Below are 15,158 nucleotides of genomic sequence, written 5' to 3'. Positions count from 1 at the left end.
TTCGGCCTTCGGCCGTCGGGAATTTCAGAAGTTCAACATTTCATAATTGCACGACCACCTCGGCGCCTCGAAGCTTGGCGGTGGCAATGAAATTCTGAAATTCTGCAATTTGAAATTGCCGCGTTCAGTTGTAATAGCGGCCCCCGCTGCCCCCGCCAAACCCGCCATCGTCGTCATCGTCATCGCGCAGTTGGCGATCGCGCCGCTTGTCGGCCTTGCCGCCACGCCGCGCCGGCTCCTCGCCCGCGGTGTAGGTGCCAGACTCGGTGCGGCTGATGCGCTTCTGGGCATACAGGCCTTCGAGCACGAAGTCGATCGCCGAGGCAATGAGCGGCGCCGGTGCGTCCTCGGGCAGGCCGAGCGCTTCCGGGACGTCGGCCAGGCCCTGCACCTTCTTCGCCTGGTCGAGCAGCGTTCGCGCCGAGGCGGTGTCGTCGAGCTGCAATGAACCGCCCATGTCGAACCACTCGATGACCTGCCGCAGGTTCGCCACGCCCAGGTGTGCGTCGAAGACCTGGCCGACGGCGGCGCGAATGATCTCCGCGGCGACCTTGTCGGCGCCCTTGAGTTCGCCCTCGTACTCGAGTTCCAGCTTGCCGGTGATGGCCGGCAGTGCCGCGTGGATGTCCGACACGCGAGGGACGGCCAGGGCCTCGTCGTTGATCACCGCCCGGCGCTCGGCGTTGGAGACGACGTATTCGAGGACCGTGATCGGCAGCCGCTGGCTAACGCCCGAACGTTTGTCGACCTTGGGTTCCTTGCGCGCCTGGAATGCCACTTCCTCGACGATCTCCCGGATGTAGCGCGGCACCTCGATCGTGTGCCCGCCATCGTCGGGCCGGACGGTCCAGGCTTCCTGTTCGGTGATCGCCACGCCGTCGGCAAGCGTGGACGGATAGTGCGTGCGGATCTCGGAGCCGATGCGGTCCTTGAGCGGCGTGATGATCTTGCCGCGGGCGGTGTAGTCCTCGGGATTGGCGCTGAACACGAGCAGGATGTCGAGCGGCAGCCGTACCGGGAAGCCCTTGATCTGCACATCCCCCTCCTGGAGGATGTTGAACAGGCCGACCTGGATGCGCCCGGCGAGATCGGGCAGTTCGTTGATGGCAAAGATGCCGCGGTTGGCGCGCGGCACCAGGCCGTAGTGCATCGTCAGTTCATCGCCGAGCGCGAGCCCGCCGCGGGCGGCCCTGATCGGGTCGATGTCGCCAATCATGTCGGCGATGGTCACGTCAGGTGTCGCCAGTTTCTCGACGTACCGTCGATCCCGCGACAGCCATTCGATCGGCAGATCATCACCAGCCTCGGCGACGCGGTGCCGCCCGTACGCGCTCAAGGGCGCTGTCGGGTCGTCGTTGACCTCCGATCCGGGGACGACGGGAATCTCGTCGTCGAGCAGCGTGGTGAGCGCACGGAGCAGGCGGCTCTTGGCTTGCCCACGCAGGCCCAACAGGATGAAGTGGTGCCGGGCGAGGATGGCATTGACCACCTGCGGCACGACGGTGTCGTCGTAGCCCAGCACACCGGGGAAGATCGGGCCACCCGCCTTGAGGCGAGCCAGCAGGTTCTCGCGGAGTTCGGATCGCACGGGCCGCCGTGCGACGCGTCCGGCCGCGATCTCCCGCTTGAGCGCGCCAAGCGTTGTCGGTCGGGACATGGGGCGATAGTATCAGGTCGATTTTGTCGAGCCAGTCACATCCTGTCGCCTCGCTCGGGCCGCCGCTCGTGTTCGCGCATCGCGGCGGATCGAAACTGCGCCCGGAAAACACGCTCGTCGCGTTCGACCACGGCCTTGCGCTCGGTGCCGACGGGCTGGAGTTCGACGTCCGGCTGTCGAGTGACGGCGTGCCGATGGTGCACCACGACGCGATGCTGGATCGCACCACCAGCGGGACCGGGCCGATTTCGGCACACACGGCTGACGCGTTGCAGCAACTCGATGCCGGTCACCACTTCACGGGTCTCGATGGCCTGGCCTGGCGGCACAGGGGGTGCGTCATTCCCAGGCTCGACGTGGTGCTCTCGCGCTATCCGGCGGTGCCCATCATCATGGAACTGAAGGGCGACGATCCGGAGGTCGCGCGTCGTGCGGTGGCGCTCGTGCGCGGTGCCGGCGCCATCGGCCGGGTGTGCTTCGCCGGATTCGAGGACACCGTCGTCCGTGCCGCGCGTGAGGAAGGACCGGACGTCGTGTCGAGTGCGGCGCGAGAGGAGATCCGCTGGTTCCTGTATCGCTCGTGGGTCGCGGTGGCACCGCGGCGCACGGCCTTCCAGGCGTTCCAGGTGCCGGAGACGGCGGGCGCCCTCCGCGTCGTGTCGCGTCGCTTCGTGCGCGCCGCGCGGCGGGCCGGGGTGCCCGTCGCCGTATGGACCGTGGATGAGCCGGCGGCGATGGAGCGTCTGCTGGCGTGGGGTGTCCGCGGCCTGATCAGCGATCGTCCGGACGTGGCGGTGCCAGTCGTGCGTCGCTGGCGGGCGTCGCGGTGACGGTTGGTAGGGCCGGCTCTCCTGGTAGGGCCGGCTCTCCGAGCCGGCCAACTCCGAGGCCATGACCATCGGCTTCCAGTTGACGGCCCGCTCGGAGAGCGGGCCCTACCGTTGTGGTCATCTCGTCTCCAGGCAACAGCACGAGCGCGAACAGGTAGGCGAGCACGACCACGAACGCCACGTACGCCGTTGCCGCGCCGTGTGCCGTGTAGCCGAGCGCACCGAGCGACACACCTTCGATCAGCGTCGTCACGACCTTGCGCGCCAGGCTGCCTTCCGGAGCGTACAGCGAGTCGAGCACCACGTACTTGAGCACGAAGGCCGACAACAGGACCACGCCGAGACTCTGCATCGCGCGGGCGCGCGTCGGCTGCGCGGCCAGGGTGTTGAGCAGCAGAAGCAGGAAGAAGACCGATGCGAGGACCTGCAGCAGTCCCGATTCCGGTGACAGAGCCGTGAACACCTGCGCCGAGGCCAGCAGCAGCGTCCCCAGCAGCATCGCGCCATTGGCGTTGGCCAGCCCCGATCGCTGCGGCCCGAGCAGCGCCCATGGGACGAGTACGCCGGTGCGCACGAGCATGCCGACCAGCAGCAACCCGAGCACGAGCGCCATCGGCGTCGGCGGCAGGAATCGCCACGCGCCGTCGGTGATGCTGCTGCGGAAGCCACCTCCCGCTGCAACGCCGATCAGCAACAGCGGCAACACGAAGGCCTCGCGCCCGGCGCGCAAGTGCGCATCGTTGCCGATGGTAGGGCCGGCTCCCCTTGGGCGCCGAAGCGCGTCGCGCGAAGGTGGCCGAGCCCGGCCTTCGTCAGCACGTGCGATCTCGTGGCCGCTCATCGCCGCTGCCTCAGCACGCGCAACGGATTGAAATCGGAGGCGTCGCGCGTGAGTCCACGCTCGAGTTCGGCCTTGAGTTCGTCGGCGGACTTCATGTCGAGCGCAGCATCGTCGACGCGAAGGAGACCGCCGGGCGCCAGCGTCATCGCGCGGTTCACCGCCTCGAGCCCCCGGGCAAACAGCGTGTCGTCACTGTAGACGCGGCCCCAGCCCTGCCTGTAGTAGCTGTAGGCGATGTAGAACTGGGTGATGGCGTGACGGGACGCCGGGTCGGCGCGCGCGAACGCGGCGCGTGCCTCGACGAACTTGTCTCCCGCGAAGAACTGCCTGCCCTGATCGAAGTCCGCCTGGTTGATCTGGTACGCGCCCACCGAGGCGGCGACGCCGCCGGCGAGTTCCTGCAGGTTGGTCGGCTGGTGGACGAACAGCCAGAGCAACGCCGCGCATCCCGCGCTGGAGACGACCAGTCCGGCGGCGCGCACGGCGCGTTCTCGCGAGTTGGTTGCTTCGGGCGCACCACTCACCGTCATCCGACAAACACCACGTGCACGATGCGCGGCCCGTGCACGCCACGGGTGAGAGTCATCTCGATGTCAGCCGTCCGGCTCGGCCCGGTGACGAACACGACGTTGGCCGCCGCGCGCAGCAGGTCCGGCTCGGCGGCCAACAACGCTCCGAGCGTCGCGTGCAGGCGTTCTACCGGCACGAGCGCCACGTGCACGGGCGGCAGCAAGGACACGAGTCGTGCCCGTCCGCTTCCGTGGACGAGCCCGACCGATCCCGTGTCAGCCAACGCCGCGTCGGCACCGGTGATGCCGACGATCGCCGCATCGAGGCGGCGGCAATCGTCGTCGCGCGTTGCCTGCTCGGCATGGACCGAAGCATCGAGCCGCTTTGCGCCCCGCGCCTCCACGACCGACAGCACGTCCGGCAGTGGCAGGTGGTCCGCATCCCAGGCCACGAACGGGGCCGGTCCAGGTTGACCAGGCCTCATCCACTCGGCCGCCTCGAGATAGGCGAGCACGATGTCAGCTGCCTCGGCGGCGTTGGCGACGCGTGACACGCGACCACCGACGGTTTCGCATGCGTCGGTGAACTGCGCGATCGCGGCGTCCGCACCGTCTGGCATCGGTGCGAAAGGGAACGAGCCCGGATGCGGCACGGTCGGCCCCGACGGCTTCAGCTTATCCCGCAGCGCAGGTGGAAACAGATCGCTGGTCATGGCTTGCCCCGCCGAAGCCGGAGGCGAAGGCGGGACCGGCCCAGGCGCCGTCTTCGCGCGGTGAAGGTCTCGGCTGCCATCGCAGGGAAGTGTCGATGCCGCGTCCAGCCGGCGAGCGGCCCCGGCAGGCGGTCGAAGCCAGTGGGACCGAACCATCGCGACACGCGCCGCGCCGCCGCCGACGCGAACCGGTACAGCCGTGGCCTGGTCGCGACAAAGCGGAACACGCGTAACCCCTGGCCGACCCATCGCGGCGTGTGCCCGCCTTCCTCGGCGCGGGCGCGCAGGGCGAGCAGCATCCGCGGGATGTCGATTCGCACCGGGCACGCTTCCTTGCAGGCCCCGCACAGGCTGCTCGCTTGCGGCAGATCAGCCCACGGCCCGAGCCCGAACGCGCCCGGCGTGTACACGGCGCCGACAGGCCCCGGATAGACGCTCCCGTACGCATGGCCGCCGATCTCCTGGTACACCGGGCAGGCGTTCAGGCAGGCTCCGCAGCGGATGCAGTAGAGGATTTCCTCGAGCTCGGTTCGGAGCATGTTCGAGCGGCCGTTGTCCACGAGTACGACGTGCACCTCGGACGGGCCGTCCGGATCGTCGGCGCGCCGCGGGCCGGTGATGATGTTGGTGTAGACCGTGAGGGCCTGGCCGGTGCCACTGCGGGCGAGGACGCGGAGCGACACCGCCAGGTCGGCGGCGGTCGGTACGATCCGTTCGATGCCCATCAGGGCCACGTGCAGCCGCGGTACCGTCGTCGACAGTCGCCCGTTGCCTTCGTTCTCGACGAGGCACAGGCTGCCGCTCTCGGCGACGGCGAAGTTCACGCCGCTGATCCCCATGTCGGCTGCTAGGAACTCGGCTCGCAACATGCGTCGTGCGAAGGCCGTCATCTGCGGGATGTCGGCCACGTCGGCGTCACTGGCATCCAGTTCGCGACGGAACGTCTCGGCGACCTGTTCTTTCGTCTTGTGGATGATGGGCGCGATGATGTGCGACGGTACGTCCTTGTCGAGTTGAATGACGTACTCGCCGAGATCGGTTTCCACCACCCGCATGTCGGCAGCCTCGAGCGCGTGGTTCAGCTCGATTTCCTCGGACACCATCGACTTGCCCTTGACGACGCGCCTGACGCCGTTGCGGCGTGCGATGTCGACCACGAGGGTCGTGGCTGTCTCGGCATCACTGGCGAAATGGACGTGCACACCGGCCGCCGTGGCGCGTTCGACGAACTGATCGAGGTAGCGATCGAGGTTCGCGATCGTGTGGGCCCGGATCTGTCGCGCGTGGTCGCGGGCAGCCTCGCCGTCGGCGATGAGGCCGATGGCCTGCTTGCGGGCGACCACCATGCGTGTCGTCGCGCGATCGAGGGCCGTCTGCAACTGCCGGTCCGCGATCGCTTCCTGAGCCCGGGCGTAGAACGGCAATGGCGCCGCGTGGCTCATGCCGTCCCGCCCGCGAGGATGTCGGCGATGTGCCGCACGCGCACCGCCTGCGCCTGCCGATCCAGACCGCCCTGCATGTGCATCGCACAGCTCACGTCGGTGACGACGATCGTGTCGGCGCCGGCGGCGGCAATCTGCCGGCATTTGCGCTCGAGCATCGCGCCAGAGATGTCGGGCATCTTGATCGCGAACAGCCCGCCGAAACCGCAGCACGTGTCGTGCTCGGGAAGGGGTACCACCCTGGCGCCGGAGACGTGCTCGAGCAGCCGTCGCGGCTGCGCGTCGATGCCGACGCCGCGCAGCCCGTGGCAGCACGCGTGGTAGGCCAGCGTGCCCGATGCCGTGCATGGCAGATCGGTCACGCCGAGGACGTCGACAACGAACTGGGTGAACTCGTAGGTCCTGGCGGCGACGGTGCGGGCGCGCTCGGCCCACTCGGGCTCACCGGCAAGCAGCGCCGGTGCCTGGTGCACGAGCATGTCCGTGCACGACCCCGACGGAATCACCACCGGGCTGGGGTCACGCTCGAGGACGGCGATGGTGTGCTTGGCCATCGCGACCGCATCCGCCCTTGCTCCCGCATTGCAGGCTGGCTGCCCGCAGCAGGTCTGGTCCTCGGGCACGACGACTTCGACGCCCTCCCGCTCGAGCACGCGAACCACCGCCTCGGCCGTGTCGGGCGAGAAGTGGTCGACCAGGCACGTCACCAGCAACTGCACCCTCGTCGGCCGAACGGCAGGAGATCCCGAAGGAGAGGACATGCTTCCGGGATTATGCCTCGTTGCGCACGAAGGGAGGGCCCGCTCTCCGAGCGGGCCCTCGCCTGGAAGCCGACCATCATGGCTTCGGAGATGGACGGCTCAGAGAGCCGTCCCTACCGTCGTCAATCGGGATGGTTGGGCGCGCTCGCCGAGCGCGCCGCCTCGAGCACCCGGCATTTCGACATTCCAGCATTCTCGGCATTCCAGCATTCTCGGCATTCCAGCATTCTTGAGTACGATGCTGCCTGTGACCGAATCGCCTGCACCCTTCCGCTGGGGCATCCTCGGCGTTGCCCGTATCAACCGCGCCCTCGTCGGGCCGCTGGCGTCCAATGGACACCAATTGCTGGCCATCGCCTCGCGCAGCGTCGAACGTGCCCGCACCTACGCGGAGACGCAGGGGATCGCGCGAGCGTACGGCAGCTACGAGGCACTGCTCGGCGATCCCGACATCGACGCCGTCTACATCCCGCTGCCGCACTCGATGCACGTCGAGTGGGCGGTGAAAGCGGCCGAAGCCAGGAAGCACGTGCTCGTCGAGAAGCCGATCTCGCTCGACGGTGCGGGTGTCCGCGTGCTGATGTCGGCGGCGCGCACGCATGACGTGGTCATCACCGAGGCGTTCATGTATCGCCATCATGCGCTGGTCGCGAGGGCGCGTGAACTGGCGCACGATGGCACCATCGGACGGCTGCAGGGGGTGCGTGGTACGTTCTCGTTCGTCCTGGACCGGGCGTTCGACACCCGCCTCGTTCCCGAGTTCGGCGGTGGGAGCCTGTGGGACGTCGGCTGCTATCCGGTGTCGTTCGCGCGCACGATCGTCGGCCACCGTCCGCTCTCCGTGCAGGCGGTCGCGAACTGGGGCGCGGGGGAGATCGACCTCAGTTTCTTCGGACAGCTGCAGTTCCCCGGCGGCGTCGTCGCGCAAGTGCACAGCAGTTTCGAGTCACCCTTCAAGACCGAGGTCGAGATCATCGGCAGCGAGGGACGGCTGCTGGTACGGCATCCGTTCAAGCCGGAGCCCACCGAGACGATCGAGGTCATGAAGGCGAACGAGGCCTATACCGTCACCGTCGACGGGCCGCTCCTCTACCAGGGTGAGGTGGACGACGTCCGCGACGCGGCCCGGGCGGGTCGCGCACCGCTCGTGACCCTCGAGGACAGCCTCGACAATGTCGACACCCTCACCGCGTTGCTGCAGGCGGCGCGCAGCGGCAATACGGTCGCGCTGGATGCGTGAAGGGCAGGTCTCAGTCTCAGTCTCAAGTCTCAAGTCTCGAGTCTCAAGTCTCAGGTCTCAGGTCTCAGGTCTCAGGTCTCAGGTCTCAAGGCTCAGGTCTCAAGGCTCAGGGCTCAGGGCTCGAGTCATGCCTGAGCCGTAATCCGTAATCCGTAGGCGTCAAGCCTCAAGCCTCAAGCCTCAAGCCTCAAGCCTCAAGCCTCAAGCCCCCATGTCCCCCCGCCGCGAGATCCAGGCTGGCCGGTCGCCGCTGTTGGCTGGCAGCCACCAGGGGGCCGAGTACGTGGCCGGACAGGTCGAACGCATCACGTATCACGATGCGGAGAGCGGCTTCTGCGTCCTCCGCGTGGCGCTGCGGAGTCGACGCGAACCCGCCACCGTCGTCGGCCACGCGGCGCAAGTCGCCATCGGCGAGCACGTCCACGCGACCGGCGCGTGGGTGCAGGACCGCACGCACGGCCAGCAGTTCAAGGCCGACTGGATCCGCGTCTCGCCGCCGGACTCGCCCGAAGGCATCGAGCGCTACCTGGGCTCCGGACTGATCAAGGGTGTCGGGCCGCACCTGGCCAAGCTCCTCGTCGCGGCCTTCGGCACCGCCGTCTTCGACGTGATCGATCGCGAACCCGACCGCCTGCTCGAGATCGCCGGCATCGGTCACGTGCGAGCCCGCCGCATCGTCGAGAACTGGCAGGGCCAGCGCGCGGTGCGGGAAATCATGGTCTTCCTGCACACGCACGGTGTGAGCACGAGCCGCGCCGTCCGCATCCATCGGACCTATGGCGCCGACGCGGTCAAGGTGCTGACCGAGGATCCCTACCGGCTGGCTCGCGACATTCGCGGCGTCGGGTTCCTGACCGCGGATCAGATCGCGCGCCAGATCGGCGTTCCCACCGACGCGATGAGTCGTCGTCGAGGGGCGCTGCAACACGTGCTGTCCGAGGCGGTCGACCAGGGGCATTGCGCGCTCCCGGTCACGGAGCTTCGCGAGCGTACCGCGTCCCTCGTCGAACTCGCGCCATCGCTGATCGATGAGGCCATTGCCGAGGAAATCGCGGCCGCGACGGTCGTGGGGGCGGTCATCGACGGCACGCCGATCCTGGCACTTGCGACGCTCGATGCGTCGGAGCGCACGGTGGCGACGCGGCTTGCCGAACTCGTCGCCCGGCCGCGGCCGTGGCCCGACATCGACGCCGACCGCGCCATTCCGTGGGCAGAAGGCAAGCTGTCGCTGGCGCTGTCGCCAAGTCAGCGGGTGGCAGTGGCACGAGCGCTCGGCGCGCGGGTCCTGGTGCTCACCGGCGGCCCTGGTGTGGGCAAGACCACCGTGCTGCGCGCCATCCTGGCGATCCTCATGGCCAAGGGTGTGCGCCCCTTGCTGGCCGCACCCACCGGTCGCGCCGCCAAGCGCATGACGGAGGCCACCGGCCTCGAGGCGAAGACCATTCACCGGTTGCTGGAGATCAACCCTCAGGACGGACGCTTCCGTCGGCGTGCCGGCAACCCGCTCGAGGGCGACCTGCTTGTCGTCGACGAATCCTCGATGGTGGATGTCGTCCTGATGGCGCACCTGCTACAGGCGGTGCCCGACACGATGGGCGTGCTGCTTGTCGGCGACGTCGACCAATTGCCATCGGTCGGTCCTGGCCAGGTGCTGGCAGACGTGATCGACTCCGGGCGTGTCCCCGTGGCGCGTCTCACCGAGATCCATCGGCAATCGGCCGAGAGCCGCATCGTGCTCGCCGCCCACGCGATCAACGCCGGCGACATGCCCGCGTTCAGCCAGTCGGGGCAGGGTGATTGTTTTTTCGTCGAGGCCGAGGACGCCGAGCGCGCGCTGCAGCGGCTGTTGCAGGTCGTGTCGGAACGCATCCCGCAGCGCTTCGGCCTCGATCCGGTGCGCGACGTGCAGGTGCTCTGTCCGATGAACCGGGGGGGCCTCGGAGCGCAGGCCCTGAACCAGGCGCTGCAGCGGTTGTTGAACCCGCACGGCGCTCCCGCCATCGAGCGGTACGGCCAGCGTTTCGCGGTCGGCGACAAGGTGATGCAGATCGAGAACGACTACGACAAGGAGGTCTACAACGGCGACCTCGGCGTCGTCCGCGCCATCGCGGTGGAGGAGGAGACGATGACCGTGGAGTTCGACGGCCGGCCGGTCACGTTCGACTTCGGCGATCTCGATCGTGTCGTCCTGGCTTACGCGACCACCGTGCACAAGGCGCAGGGCTCGGAGTACCCCGCGGTGGTCATTCCGGTGACCACGCAGCACTATCCGATGCTGCAGCGTCACCTGCTCTACACGGGCGTGACGCGGGGCAAGCGCCTGGTCGTGCTGGTCGGGCAGACCAGGGCGCTGGCGATCGCCGTACGCGGCAAGCAGACACGCCGTCGCTGGTCGCAGCTGCGCGCCTTGCTGTCGGCGTAGACTTGCGCCATGTCGGTCCTCTGCGCCATCGACTTCTCTCGCGCCTCGGCGCTGGCCCTCACCGCGGCGGGCCGAATCGCTGCCACGTTCCGCCAGCCGCTGACCATCGTCACCGTCGCCGATCCGTTGCTCGCGACTGCCGAGCGGATGCGGGCGGGCGGCCGCGAGCCGGTGCTGCTTTCCGGCGCGCTTGCCGGGTTCGTCGACGAGACCCTCGGCCCGGGCGCGTCCTCTCGACACCGCCTGCTGGTGCAGGTCGGCGATCCAGCCAGCGAGATCCTCGCGCAGGCCGATCAGGCCGATGCGCAACTCCTGGTGCTCGCCACTCAGGGCGCGAGCGGGGTGCGCAAGTTCGTCTTCGGATCGGTGGCCGAGCGGGTGCTCCGCAGGACGACGCGACCGGTCCTCGTCGTGCCCCCGGCAATCGACGGCACTGCGCTGCGCACGCTCGGCGCGATGGAGGAGGTGCTCGCCCCGATCGAGTTCCACGATCACGCGTTCGACGATGCAAGCCTTGCCGATCGCGTGGCCCGCGCCAGCCATGCCCGGTTGCGCCTGCTGCACGTGGTGGCTGGTGGCGAGGAGAGCCGTTGGACCGTGCTGCAGCCGACGATGGCCTCGCTGCTCGAGGATGAGCTGAGTGGACTCCGCGCGTCAGTGACCGGTGCCGCGCATCAGGCGCTCGAACGACTCGCGGAGTCGCTGGGCGGCACGCCCGGTCCCACTCTCGAGGTCGTCGAAGGACCGGTGGCCGAGCGGATTGCGCAGGTAGCCAATCGCGCCGAGGTCGACCTCGTCGTGCTCGCGTTGCGTGGCGTGCCCGGCCTGCTCGGTACACGTGTCGGGACTGTGGCCTACCGGGTCTTGTGCGCGTCGCCCGTGCCGGTGCTCGCGGTGCCGCACGAGGCTCGCGCCGAAGGCACGCTGTCCTTTCTCGATCAGCCTACCGATCGAGGATGAAGCGCGCGATCGTGTTGGCGAGGGCGGTTGCGTCGGCGCCGGTCTGCGCCAGCGTTGCCTGCCCGCGTCCGGCGAGCGATCGACACAGCAGGGAGCTGTTGGCCGGGGCGGCATGGGCGACACACAGGGTCGGTCGGTCGAGGCCCGTCACGGCCGCGCGTGTCGACCAGTCGCTCGGGCCGGTGGGGCGCAGCGCGAGTGCGGGCGGCTCGACCTCAAAAAAGGCCGTCGGGCCCGGGTCGACGAGGACCACTCCGGCAATCTTTCGTGCCGGCGTCATCATCTCGCCCGCCACCGCCATCGTCTCGGCTCCGAATTCGCGTCCGCCGATGTAGACCGGCAGTCCGGTGCTGGCGAGCGCGTCGGTGAGCCGCTGGAGTTCGAGCGCCACGTCACGAGGGGACCGCCGCTGCCAGAACGAATGCAGCGCATCGATGCCGACGACGTGGATGCCGGCTGATGCGAGTCGCTGCGCGAGCGCTTCCTCGGGCTGGCGCCAGCCGCGGGCCGGCGACAGCAGCACCAGCATCCCGCGTGGCCGCGACGACCAGGCAGCGGTCAGTGGCAGGTCGAAATGGCGCAGCCAGCGCTGCACCGGCGTGGCGTCGTGCTGCGGTTCGAGCGCAGCCATCGCCAGTGCTTCCTCGAGGGGCGTGCGCAAGGTGTGTGCGTTGGAGGCGTGGAGCCAGGGCGCCTTGTTCGCGGCGCCCCGGGCTGGGTCGGCGCCGCAGCTGTGCGGAAGGTGCTCGATTGGCGCGCCCACCGACACCGCGGCCGGCAGCGCGCCAGGGGATGCGCCGGCCATCGCCGGGCCGGCAAACCCCAGCGCACCCGGAGTCGCAAGCACGACGGGAGGCAGGTAACGTTTGAGCCCTGCGTCGCGCTGGGCGCGTCGCGAGACGTCTTCGAGGATCGCGGCAGCGAACGCGCAGGCGGCCGACTGCGGCATCTCGAGGCGCGTCGCATCGACATCGATCAGGAGCACACTGGACGGAATGGCCTGCGTGAGGGCGCTGCGCTCGGCCCGAGAACCGCCGCGATGCAGCATCAGCACCACGCCGGTCGCGCTCGCCCTCGGGATCTGGACCGCGGAGGTCCCGAGGTGGGGCAGGTCGAGCATCACTTCGCGCGTGCCGAGCCTGACGCCCGGGGCGCTGCGGAGGTCGTCGCCGACACCGATCCCGGCAGCAAGCAGCAGGACGAGGCCGGCCGCCAGGCGCCTGGAGCCTTCCCGTACGCGCGCCGGCCAGCCGGAGGAGGCCACCACGGCAGGCTAGCAGGGATCCCGTGAAGCCGGAAATCCTGGCGTGGACCGGGCTCGGAGAGCCGGCCCTACCGTCGTGTACCCGGCACCCGGCACCCGGTACCCGGTACCCGGCGTTACCGAAGCTGGTCCTTCGCCTCGGCGCGCTGGAGCGGATCTCCGATCCGGTTGGTGATCGCCGGATGGTGGGCGCGGATGCACAGGTCGTAGGCCGTGCCACCGACGACCGCGCCGACGCAGGGCGCGATGATGGGGACCCACCACCAGCCGTTGGCGGCAGTGAAGACGCCGCCGCCCCAGCCGGCGACGGCCGTGAACAGGCGTGGCCCGAAGTCACGGGCGGGATTGATGGCATAGCCGGCATTGGCGCCGAATCCCATCCCGATAGCCATCACGGTGAGGCCGACGAACACCGGTGCCAGCGAGGCGGCGGGCGGCGCATTGCGTTCGTCGCTGATGGCGAAGACCATCGCCACGAGCAGCGCGGTGCCGACGACCTGATCGACGAAGCCGCCAAGCGTCGAGAGGTAGGCTGCCGGGTAGGTCGCGAAGATGCCGGCCGTGCCCTTCGCGCCGAGCACCTGACGGACGCCACCGTCGAATGCCCCGAACGCCTCGCGGTATGTCACATACACGACGGCCGCGCCGACGAAGGCGCCGAGCATCTGCGCGACGACGTACGGCCCGACCCGGGCCCATGGGAAGCCGCGGCGCAGCGCGAGCGCGAGCGTGACCGCCGGATTCAGGTGGGCGCCACTCACGCCCGCTGACGCATAGACGGCCAGGATGACGGCCAGGCCCCAGCACAGGTTGATAGCCAGCGGGCTGCCTTGCGAACCGCCGCTCAGGACGGTCTGGGCCACGACGCCGACGCCGAAGACGATGAGGAGGGCCGTGCCGAAGAATTCCGCGAGCGCTTCACGCATCCATTTACCCCGAGTGACTCACCGATTTCAGGTCGGCGCGTTGTTCCGCATAGGAGGTGTTGAAGGCGGCCACGCGCGGATCGTGCGTCCACCCCAGCCTGCGGCATGCGTCCGCGTACAGGGCTGGCCACCAGTTCTCATGTTGGGTCAGGCCGTCACGCTGCCATGCGCCATAGTCCATCAGCACCGTCGACCACGCGCGATCGCCGGCACGAAGCGCCTCGGTCTGGCTCGGCATCGCCGAGACGTACCACTGCTTGCCGATGCGCGCGTGCAACACCTCGTCGGCCCAGTCGTAGTCCTGGAAGTTGATCGCGAGCGGTGAGCCCGCGGCCTGCGCCACCTCCCACTCGTAGCGCTTGCCGTGGCGCGGCATCAGGCCCTGTTCGATGAAGTACAGCACCGCATGGCGCTCGAGGGCCGCGATCTGCGTGTTGAGTCCGAGCGACCACGTGAAGTTCACCCGCACCAGCGCCGGCCAGTCCACGCCGAGGTCGGCAAACAGCACCTCGCCCATCATCGCGTGCCGCGCTTCGTCCCAGAGCTGCCGCGTCATGTCGCGGGTGTAGCCCCAGGGCTTGCCCTCGGTCTCGGTGATGATGCTCGCCATCATCTCCGGAACGTCGATCTCGCGCAGCCGCTTGTAGGCCAGCATCAGCCGCTTGGGCTCGGGCGGGAACGAGGTGTCATAGATGAACGCCTCGGCGTTCACCGCCATGTTGTACGGATCCGGGAAGCGCGCGTCGCGCCGCGGCACGGGATCGTAGGGCCGTGGCGTCGCGGAGAAGCGTGGCGTCGGGCACACAACGGTGTCCGCGACCGTGCCATCGAGACCACCCGCTGCGGCGAGGGCGGTGCGCACGACCTCGAGCCAGCTGGTCGAGGGTTCCGCTATCGCGGCGAGGGCCTGCGCGGCCTGCTGCCCGGCAGCGAGGAGGTCGGCGAGATCAAGGCGTGCATGGCGAAGGAGGTAGCGTGTCGGCGCATCGGCCAGCGGGTGCGCGTCAGCATGCAGGGATGCGCACGCATCGTCGAGCGCCGGCAGCAGCACCGTGTACAGCCCCGCACACAAGTGGGTGCCGTCGGGAGACGCCGCGATCTCGTCGAGCGCGAGTTGCAGTGCCGGTGGCGGCGGATCCTCGAGACCGAGGGGAGGCTCACGCATCTCGCCGACGCGCCCGCGGATGGCGGTCACCAACTCCGCGAGCAGCCAGGCGTGATGGCTGTACAGCATCTTGAGTTCGTACTGCGGCTCGTCGGTGATGCGCGCGACCAGTACGCGCTGTGCTGCCCGCGCTACGGCGTGCAGGCGCTTCAGGCGCATGACGGTGTGATCCACGCTGAGCCCCGGCGCGGTGGCCTGAGGAATGGAACAAAGGCCAGCGAGGGCGGGGAGTCCCGGTACGGGTGCGGGTGGCAGTGTAGTCATGAGCGAGCCCCCTGTGCGTTTGCCGCGTACGCTGACCCATCAGGGCAGATTGAGTCAACAGGATTGGTAGGGACGTCTCTCCGAGGCGTCCATCGCGAGGATTGGTAGGGACGCCTCTCCGAGGCGTCCATCGCGCCATCGCGGCGTTGGCCATGCCGTTGAGA

The 15,158-nt window shown here is 68.9% G+C and carries 13 protein-coding genes; 4 read left to right on the top strand and 9 right to left on the bottom strand.

The window, feature by feature from the left end; all coding sequences use genetic code 11:
- Positions 1–124 precede the first annotated feature (124 nt).
- Entirely contained in the window at positions 125–1,657 is a 1,533-nt protein-coding gene (locus LuPra_RS23535; protein WP_110173020.1) for a magnesium chelatase, read from the bottom strand.
- A 23-nt stretch (positions 1,658–1,680) separates the two neighbouring features.
- Here LuPra_RS23535 and LuPra_RS23530 point away from each other — a divergent pair, with 23 nt between their 5' ends.
- Positions 1,681–2,487, top strand: a complete 807-nt coding sequence (locus LuPra_RS23530; protein WP_157899583.1) for a glycerophosphodiester phosphodiesterase family protein — start codon at positions 1,681–1,683, stop codon at positions 2,485–2,487.
- Here LuPra_RS23530 and LuPra_RS23525 read toward each other — a convergent pair.
- The 5 genes from LuPra_RS23525 to LuPra_RS23505 all read right to left on the bottom strand — a co-directional run bounded on the left by LuPra_RS23525 (position 2,429) and on the right by LuPra_RS23505 (position 6,753).
- Positions 2,429–3,217 (bottom strand): hypothetical protein, encoded by a 789-nt coding sequence (locus LuPra_RS23525; protein ID WP_110173019.1) that lies wholly within the window; start codon positions 3,215–3,217, stop codon positions 2,429–2,431. The two genes, LuPra_RS23530 and LuPra_RS23525, sit on opposite strands and share 59 nt — an antisense overlap.
- 107 nt (positions 3,218–3,324) lie before the next feature.
- A complete protein-coding gene (locus LuPra_RS23520; protein ID WP_162472813.1) occupies positions 3,325–3,858 on the bottom strand; it encodes a hypothetical protein in 534 nt (177 codons plus the stop codon).
- Positions 3,855–4,550: a LutC/YkgG family protein gene (locus LuPra_RS23515; protein WP_157899582.1), complete on the bottom strand. Its 696-nt coding sequence runs from the start codon at positions 4,548–4,550 to the stop codon at positions 3,855–3,857. Before LuPra_RS23515 ends, LuPra_RS23520 begins: the two co-directional genes overlap by 4 nt.
- Positions 4,547–5,992 (bottom strand): LutB/LldF family L-lactate oxidation iron-sulfur protein, encoded by a 1,446-nt coding sequence (locus LuPra_RS23510; RefSeq protein ID WP_110173016.1) that lies wholly within the window; start codon positions 5,990–5,992, stop codon positions 4,547–4,549. Before LuPra_RS23510 ends, LuPra_RS23515 begins: the two co-directional genes overlap by 4 nt.
- Positions 5,989–6,753, bottom strand: coding sequence for a (Fe-S)-binding protein (locus tag LuPra_RS23505; protein ID WP_110173015.1), 765 nt, complete (start codon positions 6,751–6,753; stop codon positions 5,989–5,991). Before LuPra_RS23505 ends, LuPra_RS23510 begins: the two co-directional genes overlap by 4 nt.
- Before the next feature lie 247 nt (positions 6,754–7,000).
- Here LuPra_RS23505 and LuPra_RS23500 point away from each other — a divergent pair, with 247 nt between their 5' ends.
- The 3 genes from LuPra_RS23500 to LuPra_RS23490 all read left to right on the top strand — a co-directional run bounded on the left by LuPra_RS23500 (position 7,001) and on the right by LuPra_RS23490 (position 11,375).
- A complete protein-coding gene (locus LuPra_RS23500) occupies positions 7,001–7,993 on the top strand; it encodes a Gfo/Idh/MocA family protein (protein WP_157899581.1) in 993 nt (330 codons plus the stop codon).
- Positions 7,994–8,204: 211 nt separating this feature from the next.
- Complete coding sequence (gene recD2, locus LuPra_RS23495) at positions 8,205–10,415, top strand: SF1B family DNA helicase RecD2 (protein ID WP_110173013.1); 2,211 nt, start codon at positions 8,205–8,207, stop codon at positions 10,413–10,415.
- Positions 10,416–10,424: 9 nt separating this feature from the next.
- Entirely contained in the window at positions 10,425–11,375 is a 951-nt protein-coding gene (locus LuPra_RS23490) for a universal stress protein (protein ID WP_110173012.1), read from the top strand.
- On the opposite strand, the gene LuPra_RS23485 is transcribed toward LuPra_RS23490, so the two are convergent.
- The 3 genes from LuPra_RS23485 to LuPra_RS23475 form a co-directional block, all read right to left on the bottom strand.
- Positions 11,359–12,639 carry an AcvB/VirJ family lysyl-phosphatidylglycerol hydrolase gene (locus tag LuPra_RS23485; protein WP_157899580.1) on the bottom strand — a complete coding sequence of 427 codons (1,281 nt, stop codon included), beginning with the start codon at positions 12,637–12,639 and terminating at the stop codon, positions 11,359–11,361. The genes LuPra_RS23490 and LuPra_RS23485 overlap by 17 nt on opposite strands.
- A gap of 116 nt (positions 12,640–12,755) precedes the next feature.
- Positions 12,756–13,565, bottom strand: a complete 810-nt coding sequence (locus LuPra_RS23480) for an MIP/aquaporin family protein (RefSeq protein WP_110173010.1) — start codon at positions 13,563–13,565, stop codon at positions 12,756–12,758.
- 4 nt (positions 13,566–13,569) lie between these two features.
- Positions 13,570–14,994 (bottom strand): hypothetical protein, encoded by a 1,425-nt coding sequence (locus LuPra_RS23475; protein ID WP_110173009.1) that lies wholly within the window; start codon positions 14,992–14,994, stop codon positions 13,570–13,572.
- Positions 14,995–15,158: the final 164 nt, after the last annotated feature.

Origin of the sequence: Luteitalea pratensis, assembly GCF_001618865.1 — a bacterium.
Classification (GTDB): Bacteria; Acidobacteriota; Vicinamibacteria; order Vicinamibacterales; family Vicinamibacteraceae; genus Luteitalea; species Luteitalea pratensis.
The sequence above is the reverse complement of the archived record's forward strand: the minus strand, read 5'-3'. Positions and strand labels throughout refer to the sequence as shown.

Bases quoted from the DNA above. Each gene is read 5' to 3' on its own strand.
- LuPra_RS23475 (WP_110173009.1), bottom strand. From the start codon at position 14,994: ATGACTACACTGCCACCCGCACCCGTACCGGGACTCCCCGCCCTCGCT.
- LuPra_RS23515 (WP_157899582.1), bottom strand. From the start codon at position 4,550: ATGACCAGCGATCTGTTTCCACCTGCGCTGCGGGATAAGCTGAAGCCG.
- LuPra_RS23520 (WP_162472813.1), bottom strand. From the start codon at position 3,858: ATGACGGTGAGTGGTGCGCCCGAAGCAACCAACTCGCGAGAACGCGCC.
- LuPra_RS23505 (WP_110173015.1), bottom strand. From the start codon at position 6,753: ATGTCCTCTCCTTCGGGATCTCCTGCCGTTCGGCCGACGAGGGTGCAG.
- LuPra_RS23535 (WP_110173020.1), bottom strand. From the start codon at position 1,657: ATGTCCCGACCGACAACGCTTGGCGCGCTCAAGCGGGAGATCGCGGCC.
- LuPra_RS23510 (WP_110173016.1), bottom strand. From the start codon at position 5,992: ATGAGCCACGCGGCGCCATTGCCGTTCTACGCCCGGGCTCAGGAAGCG.
- LuPra_RS23480 (WP_110173010.1), bottom strand. From the start codon at position 13,565: ATGCGTGAAGCGCTCGCGGAATTCTTCGGCACGGCCCTCCTCATCGTC.
- LuPra_RS23490 (WP_110173012.1), top strand. From the start codon at position 10,425: ATGTCGGTCCTCTGCGCCATCGACTTCTCTCGCGCCTCGGCGCTGGCC.
- recD2 (WP_110173013.1), top strand. From the start codon at position 8,205: ATGTCCCCCCGCCGCGAGATCCAGGCTGGCCGGTCGCCGCTGTTGGCT.